The sequence below is a fragment of the Streptomyces sp. V4I23 genome (assembly GCF_030817975.1).
In the GTDB taxonomy this organism is placed as follows: domain Bacteria; phylum Actinomycetota; class Actinomycetes; order Streptomycetales; family Streptomycetaceae; genus Streptomyces.
On sequence record NZ_JAUSZW010000002.1, the window covers coordinates 16099 to 35674 of the forward strand.

Genomic DNA, 19576 nt, shown 5'->3' on the forward strand with positions numbered 1-19576 from the left:
GGGCCTCAAGAAGGTTGCGGATAGTTGCGCGGGTTCACTCCAGGGCGTCGGCAGCGGCCCGGAGGAGCGTCCGAGCGGCGTCGCCGTGGACGGCCATCTGCGCCAGACCCTTGAATGCTTTGGCGTAGTCGGCCAGTTCGCGGGGCTGGCGGACGTTGATGCCAGCGGTGAGGGTTTCCACCACGGCGTGCCGGTCGTCGTAGAGGTAGAACGCCTCCAACGGCCACCCCGTGCGCGGGACGCCGAGCGGGATGATGCCCAGGGAAACCGACGGCAGCGGCATCACGGTGAGCAGGTGCTGCAGCTGGCCGGCCATCGTGGCGGGCGTGCCGATCCGGGTGCGCAGCACCCACTCCTCGATGAGGACGACGAACCGGTGGTCGCCCTCGTAGAGAAAGCGGGAGCGGGCCAGGCGGGCGGCGACGGCCTCGCGGATGTCGTCGGGGGTGCCCTGGAATTCGGTGATGGAGCGCATCAGGGCTTCGGCGTAGTCGGCGGTCTGGAAGAAGCCGGGGATGACGTTGGAGACGTACGCGCGGCAGGTGCGGGCGGCGGCGTTGCGGGTGAAGACCTCTTCCTGGGCGCGGCGCATGCCAGCGCGGTGCTGGCGGCGCCACTCCATGTACATCGACTCCACCGCGCGGGCGGTGGCCACCAGGTCCGCCGCCTGATCCTCGGCGTTGCAGGCGGTGCACCAGGCGCGGATGTCGGCGTCGGAGGGTGCGGCCTTGGCTCCGAGGATCCGGGAGGTCTTGGCCTTGTCCCAGCCGCAGCAGCGGGAGAGTTCACGCCCGTTGATCCCGGCGTCCCGCATGAGGTGGCCCAGGCGCACCGCGAGGGCTTCGCGGGCGGCCTGGGTGCTGGACGACGGGGAGACGGGCATGAGGCGCAGGTGTCCTGTGAGCGCGAAGGGTCAGGGGGTGTACTTGGCGTGCGGGATGGCGCGCTCCCACACCTTCTCGAACGCGGTGCGGCAGAGCTCGGCGGCGGCCGGGTCGGTGGTGCGCTCGCGGCCGTCCTTGGCCCAGTCGCCGGTGCCGGTAAAGTGGTGGAACTGCACCAGGCGGTCGTCAAGGAGCCAGAAGTCGTTGCCAGGGAGCGGGATGGTGCTCGCCTCGCGGCGGGCCAGCCAACGGACCTGCTCGCCGGCCTGGAGGTTGAGCGGGGTGATTGCGTACTCGTAGCGGATGTACTCGGTGACCGGCTCGGACACGATCCGCGCGCGGCGCATCACCACCCCACGGCCCACCGCCTCCCGCACGAGGGGCATCCACTGCGGCCAGAAGGAGCGGGCCGGGTCCAGGTGCGGGATACCGGTGCGGAGGAAGGCCGCGAAGTCATCGGCTTCGCCGCCTACGGCGTAGCTGTCGCGCATTTCCAGATGTACGGCCGTGCGCTCGGTGGCGGCCAGGAGCTCAGCGAACGTCGCGTCGTGCAGCGCTTGCGCGTTCAGCGGCATCGCATGCCTCCCTCGGGATCGGCACCATCCGGGCCGGGATGCGGATCACCCGCTCGTGCGCGGGGATCCCCTACCGCCTCCAGACCACCCACAAATCCCTCCTTGCAGCACCGAAGTGACGACCCGACAGCCCTGAATCTCAAAGACCCCAGACCGGTGAACCATGTCTCCACCGCAACCGTTTAACCCGGTGACAGTCAGCAGCCCGACCAGCTGTCCCAGTCCACCGTCCGCACGAGTTGCCTCAGGAAGATCCTGTGATCACCTTCCATGGCCCTTGGCAGATCAGGGTCATCACCAAGTCCGCCCTGTTCGACCAGCGGCTGGTGGTCAGGACCCCCACGGGAACTGTGATCATCCCCGGAAACGATGGGGCCTCCCGCGTCATAGACGAGCCCACGTGGAGCCTGTCGCCTGAGCACAACCACTGGGGCAGGGGATGGCGGACCAACATCCGACTCACCCCCGGTCCCGTCACCGCGCACGCCAGCGGAGGCCGCAGCCAGGAACTGTGGAGCACAGACTGGGACCTCGACGGCCACGACCCCAACCGGCGGAACCAAACGGGGAGCCGGCCCGTTCGAGATCCTCCGACTCTCCCTGCACACCGGCTCCGTGACGGTCACAGCACTGGCCGCGGACCTCGCGGTGGCCAAGGAGACGATTCGCCGGGACTCCCATGTGTTGGAGCAGCACGGGCTGGTACGCTGCACGCACGGTGGGGCCTACTCGGTCGAGAGGGCGGGATAGTGGGGCGCTGGGATGCTCTCCGGATCCGTCATCGACCTGGCGTACGTCGGGGCCAACGGCATCTCCCGCGAGTACGGACTGACCACCGACGACCCGGCCGTCAGCCAGGGTCAAGGCACAAGCCGTCCGCAGAGTCAGACGACGCATCTTCACTGGAGTGCGCGATCAAGTATTTCCGCTCATCGGGCGCCGTCCGACAGTTCCTCACCATCCTCTGCCAGAACTCCCCTCGCTTCCGGCCTGGCCTCCATCCGATGGCCGCTGACCTTCCGCTTCCGCGCATGGGACCACCTCCCCGGCCTCAGTTCCCCTGCCCGTCGCGGCCTGAACCAAGTCCCACTGACCCGACGCACCCGCAACCACCAGGCCAGGGATGCGATTCTTCTCGAATCTCACGACCCGTTCCTCGCAAGATCAGGACGAACACGCTCTTACGGGCAAGAACGCGACGAATGAAACGAACTGCAGCCACCGTGGCAGATGACCGGATATTCACTGACCGTCACCTCGCATGAGGAGGAACCCTATGTCCGAGAAGCCAGCCCCTCGGCTGCACGAAACCGCGTCCGATCAGGAGCCGGACGAGCTCACCGAAACCTTGCGCCAAGTGTTCGCATCGGTGCTGGACCTTCCTCCCCTGAAGGCAGACGACGACTTCTTCGACTGCGGAGGGCATTCACTGCAGGTAGTCCGTCTTATCAGCCGGATCCACCAGAGCCTTGGGATCTCGTTGCGGCCGGTCGATTTTATCGACCATGCGACTCCACGCCGGCTTGCCTCCCGTATCCGGCAGTCCTGAGTGTGGGCTTGCCGTCGGATCGCCGATGGGAATCAGCACAGTCTTCTCGAACCCGAGAAAATCTCCTTCGAATTGGTCGGCGAGTATGCCGGGAGTCACGGGGCCCAGCACATCAGCTTGTCATCGGCAGTTCCTGATTCACATGAAGGAGGAGGCTCATGCAGAATTCCACTGCCTGCCCGGAGGCCCTGGGCCGTGTGAAAGCACTTGTCGAAAGCGCGATCGCCCCCATCGTCGTGGTTGACTTCTCCTGGCTCTCCGCTGCTGGCACACTGTCCGACTTGCTGCATCGCAAGGCCGCCGGGCACGGGTTGTATCGGATTGATGCTGTCGAATGCCTCGACCAGGCATCTCCGGGCGCATCGATCCGGGAACTCGCGGGAGCCTGCGCCGAGCAGTTGAGGCAGCTCGGCATCCAGCCTGCTGCCGTCGTCGGGTACTGCGGTGCGTCCGGCTTGGCCATGGAGCTTTCCCGGGAATTGAATCCTGCCGACGGGGCGGAAAGTTCCATAGTTCTCGTCGAGCCCACCTGGCCGACGATGGAAGATGTCCTTAGTAATATTGCGGAGGTGCGCTCTGCTGTCGGAGCACAGAATACATGGACCGGCCCGCTGACCGTTGAGGCAATCATCGGCCAGCTCGCGGATGACATCGACGAAAGTCTCCGCGCTGGTGGGGTTCCCGAACCGGATCGCAAGGTGTCCGCGAAAATCGTTCTTGAACGCTACCAGGCATGGTTCAAGTTTTTGCTCGCCGTCGCCGAGACGCAGCCTCCTGAGGCGCGCAGCCCCGTGACCGTGCTCACCGGACATGACAGTGCGAACGGGCCGGCGGCAACCTGGGCCCCCGAGCTTGTTCGACTGCAGCGCATTTCAGTAGCAGAGAGCGACATGCTCACCAGTGACCGGACAAGCCAATACATCACCGAGATCTCCGCCATCGCCTGGGAGCGGATCGAGGCAGTGGGAGGAGCGGGAAGATGACCGAAGAAGAAATGAATCTGGTCGCGGTGGACCGATGGATCGGTTTATTCAACAGCGACAGCCACCGCATGATCGATGAATGCTACGCGGATGATTTCCGGGTTCGCTATATCGGCGTCGGTGAGATCACCGACAAAGAACTCTATCACGCCGTCGAACACCAGAGCCAAGCCGCAATGCCTGACATCACCGCTCGCGTCGTCCGCGTCGTAGCCGCAGGTGACACGGTTGTGGTCGAAGGAGTGATGTCCGGTACGGATCAGGAATCGAACGAGCAGGTGAGAGTCGAGTTCTGCTCGTGGCTCACGTTCGAGAACGGACTCATCACCCTCGAGCACTCGTACTTCGACGCCCAAAGCGGACCTGGCATGTCGGATCTGATTACCGCAGCTCTCGAGTTGCTCGGCCGCAGTGACATCAACTGACCGCGGTTATACGTCAAGGAGACTTTCTGTGAGTGAAAGCTCGCCCACTCCTGTCGATGACGCATCCTTCGCAAGGAGTCACCGATTCAACAGCGGGCTGCGCCAACTGCGTGAAGATCTCGGTGCGGCCGGGTACACCGAGGGAGCTATCGCTTCGGCCCTTGGCGCGTCGGATCCGGAGCGCGCCTTGAGCGAGACAGGATTTCATGCCTATTTCGCCCCAGATTCAGCTGCCTGCGCTGAATCGCCACTCGTCGTACTGACACATCTGTATGTGCTGAACCGCGCCGTGCCCGCGCACGCGGTGACCCGTGCGCTGGGCCGTCCGCTCACAGAGCTGCTGGATTCCCTTCATATGCTGGTGGAAGAGTCCGGACAGTACCGCGGGACGGTCTCGCTCACCCCCTACCGGTCCAAGCTGTTCCTCTCCGACCTGCTGTTCACCAGCGAGGGGCCGCAGTTGGTCACGCGAAACCCGCGCGCGGACGCCGTCATGCCGCCCCATGCCGCGACCTTCCAGGTTCTGCGCCAGATGGAACGGCCCGGCGAGGCGTTCCTCGACGTTGGGTGTGCGGGAGGATTCTTCGCCCTCATGCTGGAGGAGGAGTGCGATCGAGTCGCCGGCATCGACATCAACCCTCGGGCTGTTGCCTACGCAGAAGCGAACGCGGCGCTCAACGGCTCGGCTGCGACCTTCACCACCGCAGACATCGCCTCGTTCTCACCGCCCGAGGGCTCCCTGTTCAGCGATTTCCTCTTCAACTCGCCGACGGTGCCCCGGTACCGCGGACGGGACAACGAGGTCGGGCAGATGACGGCGAGGTCCTCACTGGATCTCGTGGTCGCCGCCGCACCCCGGATCCTGAGGCCCGGAGGCACCGTGCAGGTCATGCTCATCTGCGAAGTCCCGGAATCTTACGCGTCGTTGAACGCCATGGTGCAGGAATGGCTTGTGGGCACTCCGATCTCGAAACTGTTCATCGCCCCCTTGGACAGTCCCCATTTCACGGTGACCATGGAGCAGTTGCGCAGCCGACGCATCCATGGCCGCAGTCTGCTCCTGGAAGACCGAGCCGATGCCGAGCTGCTGTGCGGGGCATTGGCTGACCGCGGTGTGACGCACGTCGAGCCGGCTCTCGTCCGCATCAGCTTGTAGGGGCCCTGCCCAACCCCCGGTGATTCCCTCTCGCCCAACCAAGGAGACGAAGCTGTGCTTGACGGTGCCATCCATGAGCGGGTTCGACAGCAGGCCCAAGGGCGCCCGCACGCCTGTGCCCTGCGGCACCGGGGAGAGACGGTCACCTACGAGGTCCTGGACCGGGCTTCGGACAGGATCGCGTACTCCTTGGCGGTTGCGGGCATCGGCCCCGGTGACTACGTTCCCGTCCTGCTTCCCGTATCGCCGATGCTGGTCGCGACCTTATTGGCGGTGCTCAAGCGCGGGGCCGCTTACGCGGCGCTTGACCCGGCATGGCCCGACGAACACCTGCGTGTGATCAAGGACCGGCTGGACGCACGCCTCGCCGTCACGTCGCCGGGCGCTGCGCCGCAGGCATTCCTGGAGCGGTGGACTCCGCAAGGCTCCCTCCAGGAACTGGCGGCGATGGGCAGCTGCCCGCCGAAGGTGACCGTCGCCGGCACCGACCCGGCCATGGTGTTCTTCACCTCAGGCACCACAGGTACCCCCAAGGCCGTAGTGTCATCGCACCGGGCGACGAGCCGACTGTTCTTCGAAGGTGTCCAATGGTGCGAGTTTGGTCCCGCCACCGTCATGCCACAGCTCACGGCGATGCCGTGGGACGTCTTCTCCATGGAGCTGTGGGGACCGTTGCTCGCAGGGGGAACGAGCGTTCTCATCGATGAGCGGCCCCTGACCCCTGCTGGGCTGCGTCAAGCCATCCGACGCGACAGCGTCAACACCAGCTTCATCACCACGTCTCTCTTCCATCTCCTGGTCGAGGAAGACATCGCGGCATTCCAGGGACTGCGCACCGTGCTGGCCGGCGGAGAGAAGATGTCGGCCCGTCATGCCCGGCAGTTCCTGGAGCGCCATCCGACGATCCGGCTGATCAACGGGTACGGCCCTGTGGAGAACACGATCATCACGCTCTCCCACGATGTCCGGCTCGACGACACGAGGGCAGGCGACATCCCCCTCGGCCGTCCGGTCCCCCACAGCCAGGTGTACATCATGCGGGACGACGAGGAGTGTGCACCGGGTGAGACAGGAGAAATCTGCGCCGCCGGTGACGGATTGAGCCTGGGCTACCTAGGGGACCAGGACCTGACCTCCAGGAAATTCGTCCGGCTACGCGTACGGAAGCACAATGTACGCATGTATCGGACTGGGGACCTCGGCAGCCTGGGACACGATGGCCTCATTCGGTTCGCGGGCCGGGTTGACCGACAGGTCAAGGTACGGGGGCATCGCATCGAACCTGATGCGATCGAATACACCGCGTCGGCGTTGCCGGGGATCGAGCGGTGCGTCGTCGTGCCCCTACCGTCGGAAACCGATGGTGGCTGCCAGGCTCTCGTCCTGTTCTATCTCGCAGCACCTACCGGTCCGCTGCCCCAGCAGGTGAAAAGCGCCCTGCGGCAGCACCTGCCCGCCTACTCCATCCCGGACCGCATCGTCCAGGTCGAGCAGCTGCCCATCTCCTGGAACGGCAAGACAGACACCGCCGCGCTGCTGAAAGGCCTCCACCGGCCGGCAGGCCGACCCTAGGGGCACGCAATACAGGGCCTCCGTACCAGACCGCAAGGCTTCGGCTACTGCCATCGGTGCTTCCAAGCGGCTCAGGTTGGACCGGTGGAGTCCGTTGCATGGTGAAGGCTGCCTCACGGCAATCGGTCTGGTCACGAGATCGCCTTGATTCAGACCACCGGACTCCTTGAGTTCATCAACCTGAGCGGTCGGGAACAGCGGCCCAAGGAGAACCCGTGTCCCCACCGTGCCTCCCTTAGCGACGAAAGGAGAAGATCCGCTGTGCCCCCTTCACTGGCAGTCGTCTTCGCGTACGGGTCGGCGACACCGATGGAACTCGTGGCCGCCGCCCGTGATGTATGCGACCTCGTCTTCGTCTGTGATCCCTCCGACCACCACGTGAAGGCGCTTCTTCCCCTCCTGCGGATGTGCGGGAGAGTGGTTGAGCAGTACGGAGATCCCCAGTCCTTCGACCCGGCATCGACGGGCGAAATCTCGGGCGTTATCGCGTTCGGTGAAAGGGAACTGCCCCGTGCGGCACGTATCGCGGCTCACCACCGCTTGCCGTTCCACAGCAGCCGGACCGTAGCCGCTCTCACCGACAAACGCGACCAGCGAGCGAGGCTGGCGGCAGGCGGGCTCGATACAGTCCGCATCGCTACCATCGACAGCGAGGCCGATGCTCTGCCCGCGATGGACCACACAGGCACTCCCGCTGTCCTCAAGCCACGCCATGGCATGGGCGGACGCAATACGTACCTGATCAGCCACCGTTGGCAGATTCGTGAGGCAGTGGTGCAATCGTTCAACCAAGGCGAGACATCCCTCGTCCTTGAACAGGCCTTGCTCGGTGATCCGAGCATCGCCGGACCTGCATGGGGCGACTACATCTCCATAGAAAGCCTCAGCATGGACGGGAAAGTCACCCATCTCGGGGTGACAGGAAAAACACCGCTCGCTGAACCGTTTCGAGAGACAGGATTCTTCTTCCCGAGCACCCTCACTCCGGACATGCAGGCATCAGCCTGCGAAGTGACCACCGCAGCGCTGCGTTCTCTCGGCATCCGACACGGCATATCCCACACCGAGCTCAAGCTGACGGCTGAAGGCCCCAAGGTCATCGAAGTCAACGGCCGCCTAGGCGGATACGTCAATGACGTCTTCGCCCGTTCTACGGGACAGAGCGTCATCCGGCAGGCGATGACCGCCGCACTCGGTCAGGCCGTGTCCGCCGAGCCCCTGCGCGCACGCTGCGTGGCGTACCAGCTCTTCATCTCCCCCCCGGTATGGGCCCGCTCCCTCTCCGCAATCGACGGCGTTGAGGAGACCAGGTCGATCCCCGGTGTCAAACACGTCGTGTTCCACCGAAATATCGGTGACGCCATCGATTGGAGAGTCGGCACCGACAGTGCCGTCGCAACCGTGTACGGAGAAACTCCCGATCATCAGGAGCTCATGGCCGTCAAGGAAAAAATCGACCAGACCCTCGTCATAGAATACGCCACCTGACACCTGCTGCTCTCCCCTACCGCAACCCTGGACTGTTTCCTGCATGGCGGGTTGGCAGTTGTGGTTGTGCCTGGCGGGCGCCGCCGCCGTGCTTCGGGGCGTCGAGGTCGACCGTGCGTCGTCGGTTTGCCGTCTCCGCGATTCCGCAGTCCACACACGGGCTTGCCGCACGTGCCGACTCCGCGGCCGCCGGGCACCTCGCGTCGGCGCTGCACAGCTCCAGCAGTACGGCGTGCTTCTGACGGCGGGCTCGCACCGCACGAGCGCCGATGCCGCTTCGTGTGCGACACCGTCCTGCGGTTGCCGTTCGGCTTCGGCCCGCCGGTCTTCCCGGGTCAGAGCGGGGTTCTGCGCGGCTACGGCCGCCGCCACGGAGGCGCAGTTGTCACAACTGGCCCCGTGTCCATACTAATGCCTTCGCCACACAGGTGGGACCACCAGTACCCGGGCTTCTGCGGGAGCCCTCGCTTCAGCAGCCTGTTTTCAGCCGGACTCGCAACGACGCGACCACGGTCGGCCTCGACGGTCGAGGGGCCGCTGCCGGCGGGAAGCTCGATGATCCCCTCCGCGTCCGACCATCGGTGGACTCCTGCCAGTATCGGGGAACCGACGGGCAGCCCCATGGCACTGGCCTCACGGGCTGTCGACGGCGTCCTGGTAGAGCGTGACGTCGGGGTCGTCCATCAGGACGTTGGTGTCGACGACCAGCCGCACCGGCCAGTCGTCCTGCGGCAGCAGCTCAACGAGCCCCCGCACTGCGCAAAGCGGACGTGAAGCCGGCGTTGGGGAAGGGGGCTCGGTCCTGGCACCGCTCATGGGGGTGCTGTTGTCAGTGGTGCCAGGGACACCAGGCGGCAGGTCTCAGCGTCGCAGCCGCAGCTTGAGGGGTCGGTTTTCCCGGACTCGAAGGATCCGCCCATGCTCACCGAAGCACTCATGGCCGTGGCCTGAGCCGGCGGTAGCGCCGCCGTCCAAGCCGCCGGCACAGTCGCACGGACCGGCCTGCGGCAGCGGACAGCCCGTCTCATGGGGCGCGGTGACGCTCAGCGCGAGCATGTGGAGCGGGAGCCGCCGGGACCGCACTGCGCGGGCGCTGGAAGGAACCGATGCCACCGGCTCAGGACGCCGGGTCCGGGTTGCCGCCGCGGCGCAGGGCGCGGGCGCACCAGCCGATGACCGCTGCGTTGACCAGCGCCCCGAGACCGACGGCGGCGACGAACATTACTCCGCTGCCTGGAGGGTGGGCTGCGGCCGCAGGTCGCGATCCGTCTCCCCCTCCCGGACCGCATCGAGCAGGGCGCGCATGGCGGCCAGGGCCTCGCGGGCGCGTTCGGCGGTCGTGTCGAGCCGGCCCGCCTGCGCCTGCCTGACCATGTCGGCGGTGCGTGCCAGCACGGTGGTCTCCAGCCCTGCGGCGATCCGGCGGCGCTCGGCCCACCCGTCCCGGACAGCGTCCTCGGTGAAGGCGGCGAGGCGTTCCTCCCCTGTGCCCCGGGCGGCCCCGTGCCGCCGCCCGCGCAGGGCTCCGCTCCACCCGGCCGCGCCGACCGCCAGGGACACCCCCGCTGTTGCCGACGCGGCAACCACCCACACGGGGACCGTCGTGCCCCGGCTCAGGACGGCAAAGATCGCGGCCGCCGCGTGCACGACCAGGAACGCGACCGGGCGGGCCGACAGGAGCAGCGCACGCGGGCGGTTCTCGGCAGGGGCCCGGCCGGCGGCGGTGCGGGCCGCGTCCGCGGCGAGCGCCGCGCATGACACTAGCATGCTCAAGGCGGGCGGCAGGACGACGGGCCCGGTGTACTGGCCTGCCGCCATCGCCACCGGCCACAGCAGGGCCAGAGCGAACAGGATGCCCAGGGCGGCGCGGGGCGCACGGCGCAGCCACAGCAGCGAGACCGCCTGTGCCGCGGCCAGCAGCACGAAGAGCACGCCCGCGGACACCTGCGGTCCGCTCGATGTGGTCTCGCCCCGGATGACCAGCGTCGGAAGGAGCGGTTGCAGGCACAGGCCGACCGCGGCCGTCACCTGCGCCAGGCGGTGGCTTCGCGGGGCGGACCGTTCCACGGGGGCGCTGATCCGGCCGGGCAGGACCGCGCGTACCTCCCATCCGCCGTCCGCCGTGGGTCCGCTGTGCAGAGTGCCGCCCGCCTCCCGCGCCCGGGACCGCAGGAAGGCCTGGCCGCGACCTGAGCCGAGGCCCGCAGCGTGCGCCGCCGCACCGGTCGGCGGTGCCGCGCTCGTGACCACGACGTCGGTGCGGGTGTCGCCGAACCGGCACAGGACCCTCGTGTACGCACCAGGGGCATGCCGTGCCACGTTGGTCAGCGCCTCACGCACGATGCCGTACACCGCGTCGGCCACGACGCCGTCCGGCAGCGGGTCGATCTCACAGTCCACCCGCTGGTCCAGCCGGCGGAACCCCCGGACCAGATCCTGCAGCCGCTCCTCCGGCGACGGCAGGTCCTCACGCGAAGGCGACGGCGCCCTCACCGCGCCGAGCGCCCGGGTGACCTCGCGGCCGGTCTCGACTGCGAACCGAAGCGCCTCCTCGGCCAGTTCGGGACGGCGGTCGCGCAGCCCGAGCGCCGCCCCGGCGGTGACCACCACAGCCGTCAGATGATGAGCACTGACGTCGTGCATCTCCCGTTCCATACGACGCCGTTCCACAGCCGGGAGCCGACGGCTCTCCGCCTCGGCCCGCTTCAGCAGCTGCTCGGCCGCATGCCGCGCGCGACGGGACCGCCGTACGAGCAGGCCGACGCCGCACGCGGCCGCGTACAGCACCGCGGTCAGGACGAGGTCGAGTCCATTGCGCTCGCTAGCCCGTGCAGGCTGAGGCCCTGCAGAAACTGCCAGGCGGCGAGCGCCACGACACACAACAGAGCGGTGAAGATGTCGCGTTCGCTCGCCACGGTGAACACGGCCAGCGCGACGCCTGCTGTCCCGAGCACCGCCACCGCTCCCGTGGGCAGCGGCCCGGCACCCAGCGCACAGCCGGTGGCGACCAGGACGAGGACGGCCACCGGGCGGGCATGGCGCAGAGACAGCGCGGCCGTCACCCCCCCCCGGCAGCCAACACCGCCACGAGAACGGCAGAAGCGGGCGGGACGGTCCCACGTATCAGTGCCGTCCCGGGCCACACCACGACCTGGGCGCAGATCAGCAGGACCGGAACCAGGCGGTCATCAGTTCGATTCATGAGGGAACCAGGCTACGGCTCAGGGGAAACGGCCAGCTCCGGCTTGAGGCGGATTTCGCTCTCTTACCTGGGTTGCAGATGCGGAGACGGACGGCCTGACGTTCGTCTCGCCGACGCGGAAAGACGGAAGCAGCGTCGTGGAGGGGCGGCGTGCACCTCGGACGGTGGATGGCCCGGAAGCGTTCTCTACCTCCGGTTCGACGCGGCATTCATCCCGCAGCCTGAGGACCGGGCAATGCCCTGGCCATGGGCTCGATCACATCGAGAAAGCGATCGACCACCGGTTCCATCAGCGGTTCTTCCGCTCTTTTCCGTGTATCGCTTTCCCGGCTCCAGTCCGCAGGCGCACTGCACCTGCTCCCACAGCGACTCAGGGGGATCCCCATGTCCAAGCGCGTTATCGTCTCGTCGCTCATCGGCGTTACCGTCCTCGGCGGAGTGGCTGCCGGGGGGATCGCCATGGCATCGACGCCCACAAAGCCGGACCTGGAAAACGCCTCCGTGCGCTACGTCGCTCCGTCGGGCGGCAGCGCAGGCTCGCTCACCTTCACCGCGGATGTGAGTGACGACTCGGGTATCCGGGGCCTCAAGGTCATTGCCTGGCCCGCCAGTTCGAATCTCAGCCCGACCGAGGCGGAGCTTGGGCACGTGGACAGCGCCACGTGCCGAAGCACCACGGACGAGACTTCCCGCTGCACCTACACGCTGAAGGTCACGAAGGACGAGGCAGTCACGCTGGTCCAGGGCACCTGGCACGTCACGACATTGGCGACGGCCAAGGACGGGGACACCACGTTCGTGTCCCGCGCCGCCACATTCGACGTGACCCGCTGACCCGCCACCGTGGCCGGGCGCCGCTCAGGCGCCCGGCTCCCCCATCCCGCTCGTTTTCCTCATGAGGCCCTGCCCCTTTCTCGTCGTTTGGAACTGTAAGAAAAACGGCCCTGGCTCCCATCCGGTGGTGACGGAGTGTGAGAATCTGCCGCCGCCAGTTGCAGAGCATGCGATCGACGCCCTGACCTGGCTGTTTCACGAGCGGACGGCGCTGCCGTGAGGAAGCCGTCCTGGCACGCCAGGCTCACACCGATCAGGCACCGTGCAGGTCGGCCGAATCCAGACAGCGAGCGCTGCAACGTGCTGACCTGCGTCTCCCTGATCGGTGGGTCCTTCGACCGTCAAATCACCGTCCGTCACCACCGGATGTGCGACAGAGCCAGAAAAACGGCTCTGTTCCGTAGTCGGTGGTGACGGCTGGTGACGGGCGTCGTTGACGTTGTATGCGAGATATCAACTCCCTTGTGGCAACGGTGTTTTCAGGGCTCTCGGCGCTGGTCATCGGGGATGTGGTGGACGATGGCGAGATGATCCGGGTCTTGGCCCGGACCCGGGATGTTCCCTTTCCCTGTCCGATGTGCGGGGTCCCGACGGGGAAGGTGCACGGATACCACGTCCGGACCCTTGCGGATGTGCCGGTCGATGGCCGCCGGGTCGTGGTCAACGTCCGGGTACGACGTCTGGTCTGCCCGGTCCTGGGCTGTCGGCGGCAGACCTTCCGCGAGCAAGTCCCTGGGCTGATCGAGCGACTTCAGCGCCGCACCACGCGTCTGACCAGCCAGGTCTCGGGCGTGGTTAAAGAGTTGTGCGGTCGGGCGGCTGCCCGGCTCACCCGATTACTGGCCGTGCCCGTATCGCTCGCCACCGCCCTGCGGGTGCTGCGGGGAATCCCCCCGTCGACGCTGCGGATCCCGAGGGTGATCGGGGTCGATGACTTCGCCCTGCGCCGCCGTCACCGCTACGCCACGATCATCATCGATGCCGAGACCGGGGAACGCGTCGATGTCCTGCCCGACCGCGAAGCCGCCACATTGGAGGCGTGGCTGCGCGGGCAGAAAGGGATCGAAGTCGTGTGCCGGGACGGCTCGGCCACCTACGCCGAGGCGATCCGCCGGGCCCTGCCCGACGCGGTGCAGGTCAGCGACCGCTGGCATCTGTGGCGGAACCTGTGCGACAAAGTGCTGGCCGAGGTCCGCGCCCACGCCCCCTGCTGGGCCACCGTCAACCCGCCCCGGCCCGGCGGCATCCGCGAGCAGACCACCCGCGAGCGCTGGCACAAAGTCCACGCCCTCCTCGACTCCGGCGTCGGCAGGCTCGACTGCTCTCGCAGACTGAACCTCGCCCTGAACACCGTCAAGCGCTACGCCCGCATCCCTGAACCACCCGCGGATCGCATCGCCCCCCGCTACCGGCCCACCCTTGTCGACCCCTACCGCGACCACCTGCGCCGACGCCGGTCCGACAACCCGGCCGTTCCCGTCACGCACCTCCTGCACGAGATCAGGGAACTGGGCTATACCGGCAGTGCCAACCTGCTGGTCCGCTACCTCAATCAGGGCCGCGCAGAAGGCGACCGCCCCGTGACAACCCCCGCCGCGTCGCCCGGCTCCTGCTCACCCACCCCGAGCACCTGTGGACCAAGGACACCGACCTGCTCGGCCTCCTCACCGCGGCGTGCCCGGAGATGACCGAACTCTCCCGACTCACCGGCGAGTTCGCCGCGTTCCTGACCCCGGCCCAGGCCAACGACGACAAGCTCACCCAGTGGATCGCCACAGTCCGCACCGCTGGCCTGCCCAACCTGCACAGCTTCTGCAACGGCCTCGAGCTCGACCGCGCCGCCGTGAACGCCGGCCTCACCCTGCGCCACCACAACGGCCGGACCGAGGGCGTCAATACCCGGACCAAGAAGATCATGCGGCAGATGCACGGCCGAGCAGGATTCGACCTCCTCCGTCACCGCATCCTCCTGCAGTGAGGAGAACGCACCGTCACTGTCCCGCGTCAAGTTTTTGGCTCAGTGATCTCGGTTTGAAAGTTGGGGATGCAGGCTCGGGTCGTTGTAGACCTCGATCGGCCGGTGGCCGGACAGGGCCTCGTGGGGTCGGATGTGGTTGAACACATGCCGGTAGTGCTCGGCCTCGCGGGCGAGCATGGTGAGGTCCTCGATCTCCAGGCGGTAGAGGTGCTCGTACTTCAGCGAGCCGAAGGCGCGCTCGCCTTCGCCGACGCGGTCCGCACCACGTCGGCGAGGCTCGGGGCGAGCGTGGCGAGAAGCTCGACCGCCTCGGTGACGTAGCGGTAGGCCGTTGTGGTGCCGACGCCGAATCCGGCCGCGAGCTGGGCGTAGGTGTTTCCCACCCGCAGGTGGGCGATTGTGAGCAGGGCCTGGCGGCCGGCGCTCAGACGCCGCCACCGGGAACCGATCGCGCGGCGGTGCCGCCGCAACTGCTGTGTGAGGAAGCGAAGGGCGGAGCTGGACACGTCAGCGCCCGACGGGTAGACAAGCACGTGAAGCCTCTGGTGGAGACGGTTCTCTTGGTCGAAAACCCGTCTACCAGGGGCTTCACCACGTTGCCAGCCCAACTGACGTACTCAAGAACGAGGTTGGAAAAGGCTCAGTCCCTGGCCCAGCCGGGCTGCTGCCCATGCCGCGATATTCGAGTGGATCGAGGGCTGGTACAACTTGCACCGGCTCCACAGCAGCCTCGGCTACCGCAGTCCTGCCGAATACGAGACAGCCTTGGCGGCCTGACCAACACACCGATGGTGTCCGTCAAAGCGGAACAAGCTCACCGTTGCGCCACTCAGGGTCGGCTCGAGGGGTTGATTCCGACGAAGCGACTTGCCTCGTGATCGCCGCGCAAGCTGCATGAGCGGTGCGCATACCTACGCTCGGTGCACAGCTCTGAAGCCCGAGCTTTTTGGCGACCCTTCTGAAGATCCGAGTGATCGCCGGGTCGGCCCCTGCAAAAAATCTTCGGGCGTCTTGCATATCAAGCTCCAGCCGCGAGGCGACAGCCGGCCACTATGGCGCGTCGTCGAGTATCGAAACGGAGCGGACAACAACTCTGTGCCAGGGCGCAGCGCATGCGAGGGCGGATACCCAGAGCTGGCCGATGTCCAGGGATTCGACATAGAGGGATTTATGCTCGGAGCCGGTGTCGACTGAAACCTGCTGGCGCCGTCCAAGGGGGGCTAGCAGCTGCACAGATTGGATGGGGATCGTCAGCCCAGTGCCTAGGCACTTGAGGACTGCTTCCTTGTGCGTCCAGTGTTGCAGGACGAGATGTTCCGCGGGCGGCTCCCATGAAGGCAGAGCCTCCCGTTCCAACGGGGTGAAACTCTCGTCTGCCAGTCGGCTGACGTGGTGAACAGTCCGGCCCTCGAGTTCTTCCGCATCCAGTCCGACGGGGTAGTTGCTTGTGACGGCGACGGCCCACAAGTCACCAGAGTGTGTGACGGACATCTGCCAAACACCGCTCCGGTCATGCGGCCTGCCGTGGGGTATAGCGCACTGGGAACACTTGCGGTCAATCTCCAGGGCTTGTGGGGGGAGGCCAGCGTAGTGGGAGAGGACTCTGCGCAAGAGTGCACGAGAGAGTAGCCGATGTATTCGGTGCTGATGCACACGCAGCCTTTGGACCTCCGCATGCTCCGACATACTGAGCGTTTCACTCATGACGGCTACGTCACGAGCATTATAGGAGGAATTCCTGGCGGTCCAGACGTCGATTTGACCATCGGGAGGGATAAAGCGAGCAGTTTTCATATCAGTACAGCCTGCTTCCATGCAGCAGAGTATGCATTACTGAGGTTGAACTCGTGATGTCGCGTGGTTTCTCAGGTGGGTCGGATGGTCAGGCCGGTCTCGGCGAGGCAGCCGTCTATGAGGTCGCTGCGGTACTGGATGTGCCGTAAGCCGCGCCGGATGCGCTGGACGAGGTGTTCGGGTGTGCTGAAGGCGACGTTGGAGAGCCAGCCGCGCCGTAGCAGTGACCAGATCCCTTCGACGGGTTGAGGTCGGGTGCGTAGGGCGGCAGGTAGTAGATGGTCAGCCAGTCGCGGGATGCGGCGAACTCCCGCAGGCCGGCGGCCCTGTGATGCCCAGATGAGCACGATCGGGCCGCCGAGCTGCTGGTGGGCTGCGATCAGCAGGTTCCGGTAGTCGCGCCAGGAGAAGCTCTTACGGCCGTCGCGTCGGCCGTCGTCCCGGCGCGGCCGGTAGATCAGTCGGGACACGTGGCCGGGTTTGTAGCAGGTCAGCGCAGCGATCGACACTCGTCTGCGGGAACGGCCGCGGACCCGCACCACGGGGGTCCGGCCGCGCTGTGACCAGGTCTTCGAGTGCGGCGGCGTCATGGAGAAGCCGGCTTCGTCGCTGAGTAGGCCCGGGGCGCGGTGCCGAGATTGCTCCCGGCCCGTTTCCCCGGACCTCTCGCCGAACCCGCCGTGCCTATTACTAGGCAACGGGCTCTCCACGGTCTCTGCCGTCAGGTGGTTGCAGTGACCCAGGGGGTGGGAATCGTGTTGCCGCGGTAGCGATACCGGGTGACCGGGATCGCGCTGATCTTCCGCAACTCGATCTCGCCCGCGCTGATCGGCCGCCACCGCCCGGTGGGGGTGGTGAGCCGTCTGCGGACGTCCGTCCAGTTCCAGTGATGCCGCTCTTGCAGCAGCCGGATGACTCGCCACCAGTCGAGGTTGTCCAGGTTGCTGAAGGTGCGTTTCGCGACGGCATGCCTGAAGTATGTCGGCGACGGCTGAAAAGTGGACCAGGGGCGGCGCTTGAAAGTTGACCCCCTCCGGGGGTCTGGCTCGTTGAGTCAGGCCGGGAGGAGTGGTGATCAGCGTGGAGGACTGGGCGGAGATCCGTCGGCTTCACCGGGCCGATCAGATGCCGGTTCGGGCGATTGCAAGGAAGCTGGGGAGCGCGAGGAACACTGTCCGCAGGGCGATCGCGGACGACGCGCCGCCGAAGTATCAGCGGGCGCCGAAGGGCTCGATCGTGGACGCGGTCGAGCCGCAGATTCGTGAATTGCTCGAGCAGTGGCCGGAGATGCCGGCGACGGTGATCGCGGAACGGATCGGCTGGGACCGCGGTCTGACGGTGCTCAAGGAGCGGGTCCGGGACCTGCGGCCGGCCTATCGGCCTGCGGATCCGGCCTCGCGGACGGTCTATGAGCCGGGCGAGATCGGCCAGTGCGACCTGTGGTTCCCTCCCGCCGACATCCCGCTCGGCTTCGGCCAGGTCGGGCGGCCGCCAGTGCTGGTCATGGTCGCGGGCTACTCGCGCTGGATCACCGCCCGGATGCTGCCCTCCAGGTCTGCGGCCGACCTGATTGCCGGGCACTGGCGGCTGCTGAATGAGCTGGGTGCCGTCCCCCGGGTGCTGGTCTGGGACAACGAGGGAGCCGTCGGTTCCTGGCGGTCCGGCGGACCCCAACTCACTGACGAATTCGCCGCGTTCGCCGGACTCCTGGGCATCAAGTTCCTGCTCTGCAAGCCACGGGATCCAGAGGCCAAGGGCCTGGTCGAGCGGGCCAACGGCTATCTCGAGACGTCGTTCCTGCCCGGACGGGTGTTCACCTCGCCAGCCGACTTCAACATCCAGCTCGCCGACTGGCTGATCAGGGCCAACCGGCGCATCCACCGCACCTTGCAGGCCCGCCCGGCGGACCGGCTGGAGGCGGACCGCTCCCGGATGCTGGCCTTGCCGCCGATCGCCCCGCCGGGCTGGTGGAAGGCATCGCTGCGACTGCCCCGGGACCATTACGTCCGCCTGGACACCTGCGACTACTCGGTGCATCCCCTGGCCGTCGGCCGCCGCATCGAGGTCGCCGCCGATCTGGACCAGGTCCTGGTGGCCTGCGACGGCGTCGAGGTCGCCCGCCATGCCCGCAGCTGGGCCCGCCACCAGACGATCACCGATCCGGACCATGCGGCCGCTGCCGAGGCCGCCCGCAAGGCGGCCGCCGGCACGAAAGCGGCGCCGGTGGACGTGACGGAGGTCGAGGAGCGGTCGCTGGACACCTACGACCGGATCTTCGGCGTCATCGACGGCGGGCTGAGCACGGGTGAAGGGGCGGCGTGATGAGCACGAAGAACGGCACGAACCAGACCAGGACCAGCCGCGACGTCGAATCTGAACTGATCTATCTGACCAAGGCGTTGAAGGCCCCGGCCCTGCGGGATGCGGCAGCCCGGCTCGCCGAGCGGGCCCGCGACGAGGGCTGGAGTCACGAGGAGTATCTGGCCGCATGCCTGCAGCGGGAGGTCGCCGCCCGTGACTCCCACGGCGCCGAGGGACGCATCCGGGCGGCTCGTTTCCCCTCTCGCAAGTCGCTGGAGGACTTCGACTTCGATCACCAGCGGTCCGTGAAGCGCGAGGTCATCGCACATCTGGGGACGCTGGACTTCGTCGTCGGGAAGGAGAACGTGATCTTCCTGGGGCCGCCCGGCACCGGCAAGACCCACCTCGCCACCGGCCTGGGCATCCGGGCCAGGCCGGCCACCGGGTCGCCTTCGCCACCGCCGCTCAGTGGGTCACCCGCCTCGCCGAAGCCCACCAAGCAGGCAGGCTCAGCGACGAGTTGACCCGGCTGGGCCGGATCCCGCTGATCGTGGTCGATGAAGTGGGTTACATCCCCTTCGAACCCGAGGCCGCGAACCTGTTCTTCCAGTTCATCTCGGGCCGCTACGAACGCGCCTCGGTGATCGTCACCAGCAGCAAGCCCTTCGGACGCTGGGGCGAAGTCTTCGGCGACGACACCGTTGCCGCCGCGATGATCGATCGCCTCGTTCACCATGCCGAGGTCATCTCGCTGAAGGGTGACAGCTACCGCATGCGCGGCCGCGACCTCGGACGGGTTCCCGCGGCCAACACGGAGGAATGACCAACATCAACT

At 66.9% G+C, this 19576-nt stretch carries 16 protein-coding genes and 7 pseudogenes; 13 read left to right on the forward strand and 10 right to left on the reverse strand.

Annotated features, from left to right (window positions below):
• Positions 1–34 precede the first annotated feature (34 nt).
• Positions 35–883: a DUF5753 domain-containing protein gene (locus QFZ82_RS01115; RefSeq protein ID WP_307711342.1), complete on the reverse strand. Its 849-nt coding sequence runs from the start codon at positions 881–883 to the stop codon at positions 35–37.
• Between the two features lie 30 nt (positions 884–913).
• Entirely contained in the window at positions 914–1459 is a 546-nt protein-coding gene (locus QFZ82_RS01120) for a DUF6879 family protein (RefSeq protein ID WP_307711343.1), read from the reverse strand.
• Positions 1460–2044: 585 nt separating this feature from the next.
• On the opposite strand from QFZ82_RS01120, the pseudogene QFZ82_RS01125 reads away from it, so the two are divergent.
• The 7 genes and pseudogenes from QFZ82_RS01125 to QFZ82_RS01155 form a co-directional block, all read left to right on the forward strand.
• Positions 2045–2369 (forward strand): annotated as a pseudogene (locus QFZ82_RS01125) (DeoR family transcriptional regulator); the annotation flags it as partial.
• A gap of 366 nt (positions 2370–2735) precedes the next feature.
• Positions 2736–3008 carry an acyl carrier protein gene (locus QFZ82_RS01130; protein WP_307711344.1) on the forward strand — a complete coding sequence of 91 codons (273 nt, stop codon included), beginning with the start codon at positions 2736–2738 and terminating at the stop codon, positions 3006–3008.
• A 158-nt stretch (positions 3009–3166) separates the two neighbouring features.
• Positions 3167–3991, forward strand: coding sequence for a hypothetical protein (locus tag QFZ82_RS01135; protein WP_307711345.1), 825 nt, complete (start codon positions 3167–3169; stop codon positions 3989–3991).
• Positions 3988–4416 (forward strand): nuclear transport factor 2 family protein, encoded by a 429-nt coding sequence (locus QFZ82_RS01140; protein WP_307711346.1) that lies wholly within the window; start codon positions 3988–3990, stop codon positions 4414–4416. Before QFZ82_RS01135 ends, QFZ82_RS01140 begins: the two co-directional genes overlap by 4 nt.
• Before the next feature lie 28 nt (positions 4417–4444).
• Entirely contained in the window at positions 4445–5572 is a 1128-nt protein-coding gene (locus QFZ82_RS01145; protein WP_307711347.1) for a methyltransferase domain-containing protein, read from the forward strand.
• A gap of 54 nt (positions 5573–5626) precedes the next feature.
• Entirely contained in the window at positions 5627–7144 is a 1518-nt protein-coding gene (locus tag QFZ82_RS01150) for an amino acid adenylation domain-containing protein (RefSeq protein WP_307711348.1), read from the forward strand.
• A gap of 261 nt (positions 7145–7405) precedes the next feature.
• A complete protein-coding gene (locus QFZ82_RS01155; protein ID WP_307711349.1) occupies positions 7406–8632 on the forward strand; it encodes an ATP-grasp domain-containing protein in 1227 nt (408 codons plus the stop codon).
• A 551-nt stretch (positions 8633–9183) separates the two neighbouring features.
• On the opposite strand, the pseudogene QFZ82_RS01160 reads toward QFZ82_RS01155, so the two are convergent.
• The 4 genes and pseudogenes from QFZ82_RS01160 to QFZ82_RS01175 form a co-directional block, all read right to left on the reverse strand.
• Positions 9184–9282 (reverse strand): annotated as a pseudogene (locus tag QFZ82_RS01160) (GntR family transcriptional regulator); the annotation flags it as partial.
• Positions 9266–9388: a hypothetical protein gene (locus QFZ82_RS01165; protein WP_307711350.1), complete on the reverse strand. Its 123-nt coding sequence runs from the start codon at positions 9386–9388 to the stop codon at positions 9266–9268. The gene QFZ82_RS01165 and the pseudogene QFZ82_RS01160, both read right to left, overlap by 17 nt.
• A 465-nt stretch (positions 9389–9853) precedes the next feature.
• Positions 9854–11419 (reverse strand): sensor histidine kinase, encoded by a 1566-nt coding sequence (locus QFZ82_RS01170; RefSeq protein WP_307711351.1) that lies wholly within the window; start codon positions 11417–11419, stop codon positions 9854–9856.
• 5 nt (positions 11420–11424) lie between these two features.
• A complete protein-coding gene (locus QFZ82_RS01175) occupies positions 11425–11658 on the reverse strand; it encodes a hypothetical protein (protein ID WP_307711352.1) in 234 nt (77 codons plus the stop codon).
• Between the two features lie 560 nt (positions 11659–12218).
• Here QFZ82_RS01175 and QFZ82_RS01180 point away from each other — a divergent pair.
• On the forward strand, positions 12219–12668 hold the full coding sequence (locus QFZ82_RS01180) for a DUF5707 domain-containing protein (RefSeq protein WP_307711353.1): 450 nt from the start codon (positions 12219–12221) through the stop codon (positions 12666–12668).
• 473 nt (positions 12669–13141) lie between these two features.
• Positions 13142–14646 (forward strand): annotated as a pseudogene (locus QFZ82_RS01185) (ISL3 family transposase).
• 39 nt (positions 14647–14685) lie between these two features.
• Here QFZ82_RS01185 and QFZ82_RS01190 read toward each other — a convergent pair.
• The gene (locus tag QFZ82_RS01190; protein ID WP_307711354.1) at positions 14686–14823 is read right to left on the reverse strand and encodes a hypothetical protein; all 138 of its coding nucleotides are present in this window, start codon (positions 14821–14823) and stop codon (positions 14686–14688) included.
• Positions 14824–14885: 62 nt separating this feature from the next.
• Positions 14886–15179 (reverse strand): annotated as a pseudogene (locus QFZ82_RS01195) (transposase family protein); the annotation flags it as partial.
• 133 nt (positions 15180–15312) lie between these two features.
• On the opposite strand from QFZ82_RS01195, the pseudogene QFZ82_RS01200 reads away from it, so the two are divergent.
• Positions 15313–15423, forward strand: a pseudogene (locus QFZ82_RS01200) (IS3 family transposase); the annotation flags it as partial.
• Between the two features lie 273 nt (positions 15424–15696).
• Here QFZ82_RS01200 and QFZ82_RS39615 read toward each other — a convergent pair.
• Both QFZ82_RS39615 and QFZ82_RS01205 read right to left on the reverse strand, forming a co-directional pair.
• The gene (locus QFZ82_RS39615; RefSeq protein ID WP_373429214.1) at positions 15697–16461 is read right to left on the reverse strand and encodes a 4'-phosphopantetheinyl transferase superfamily protein; all 765 of its coding nucleotides are present in this window, start codon (positions 16459–16461) and stop codon (positions 15697–15699) included.
• Positions 16462–16511: 50 nt separating this feature from the next.
• Positions 16512–17030: pseudogene (locus QFZ82_RS01205) on the reverse strand (transposase).
• A 481-nt stretch (positions 17031–17511) separates the two neighbouring features.
• Here QFZ82_RS01205 and istA point away from each other — a divergent pair.
• The 3 genes and pseudogenes from istA to QFZ82_RS01220 form a co-directional block, all read left to right on the forward strand.
• Entirely contained in the window at positions 17512–18762 is a 1251-nt protein-coding gene (gene istA, locus QFZ82_RS01210; protein ID WP_307711355.1) for an IS21 family transposase, read from the forward strand.
• Positions 18762–19265 carry an ATP-binding protein gene (locus QFZ82_RS01215; protein ID WP_307711356.1) on the forward strand — a complete coding sequence of 168 codons (504 nt, stop codon included), beginning with the start codon at positions 18762–18764 and terminating at the stop codon, positions 19263–19265. The genes istA and QFZ82_RS01215 overlap by 1 nt, the downstream gene beginning before the upstream one ends.
• Positions 19235–19564 (forward strand): annotated as a pseudogene (locus QFZ82_RS01220) (ATP-binding protein); the annotation flags it as partial. The gene QFZ82_RS01215 and the pseudogene QFZ82_RS01220, both read left to right, overlap by 31 nt.
• Between the last annotated feature and the right edge of the window lie 12 nt (positions 19565–19576).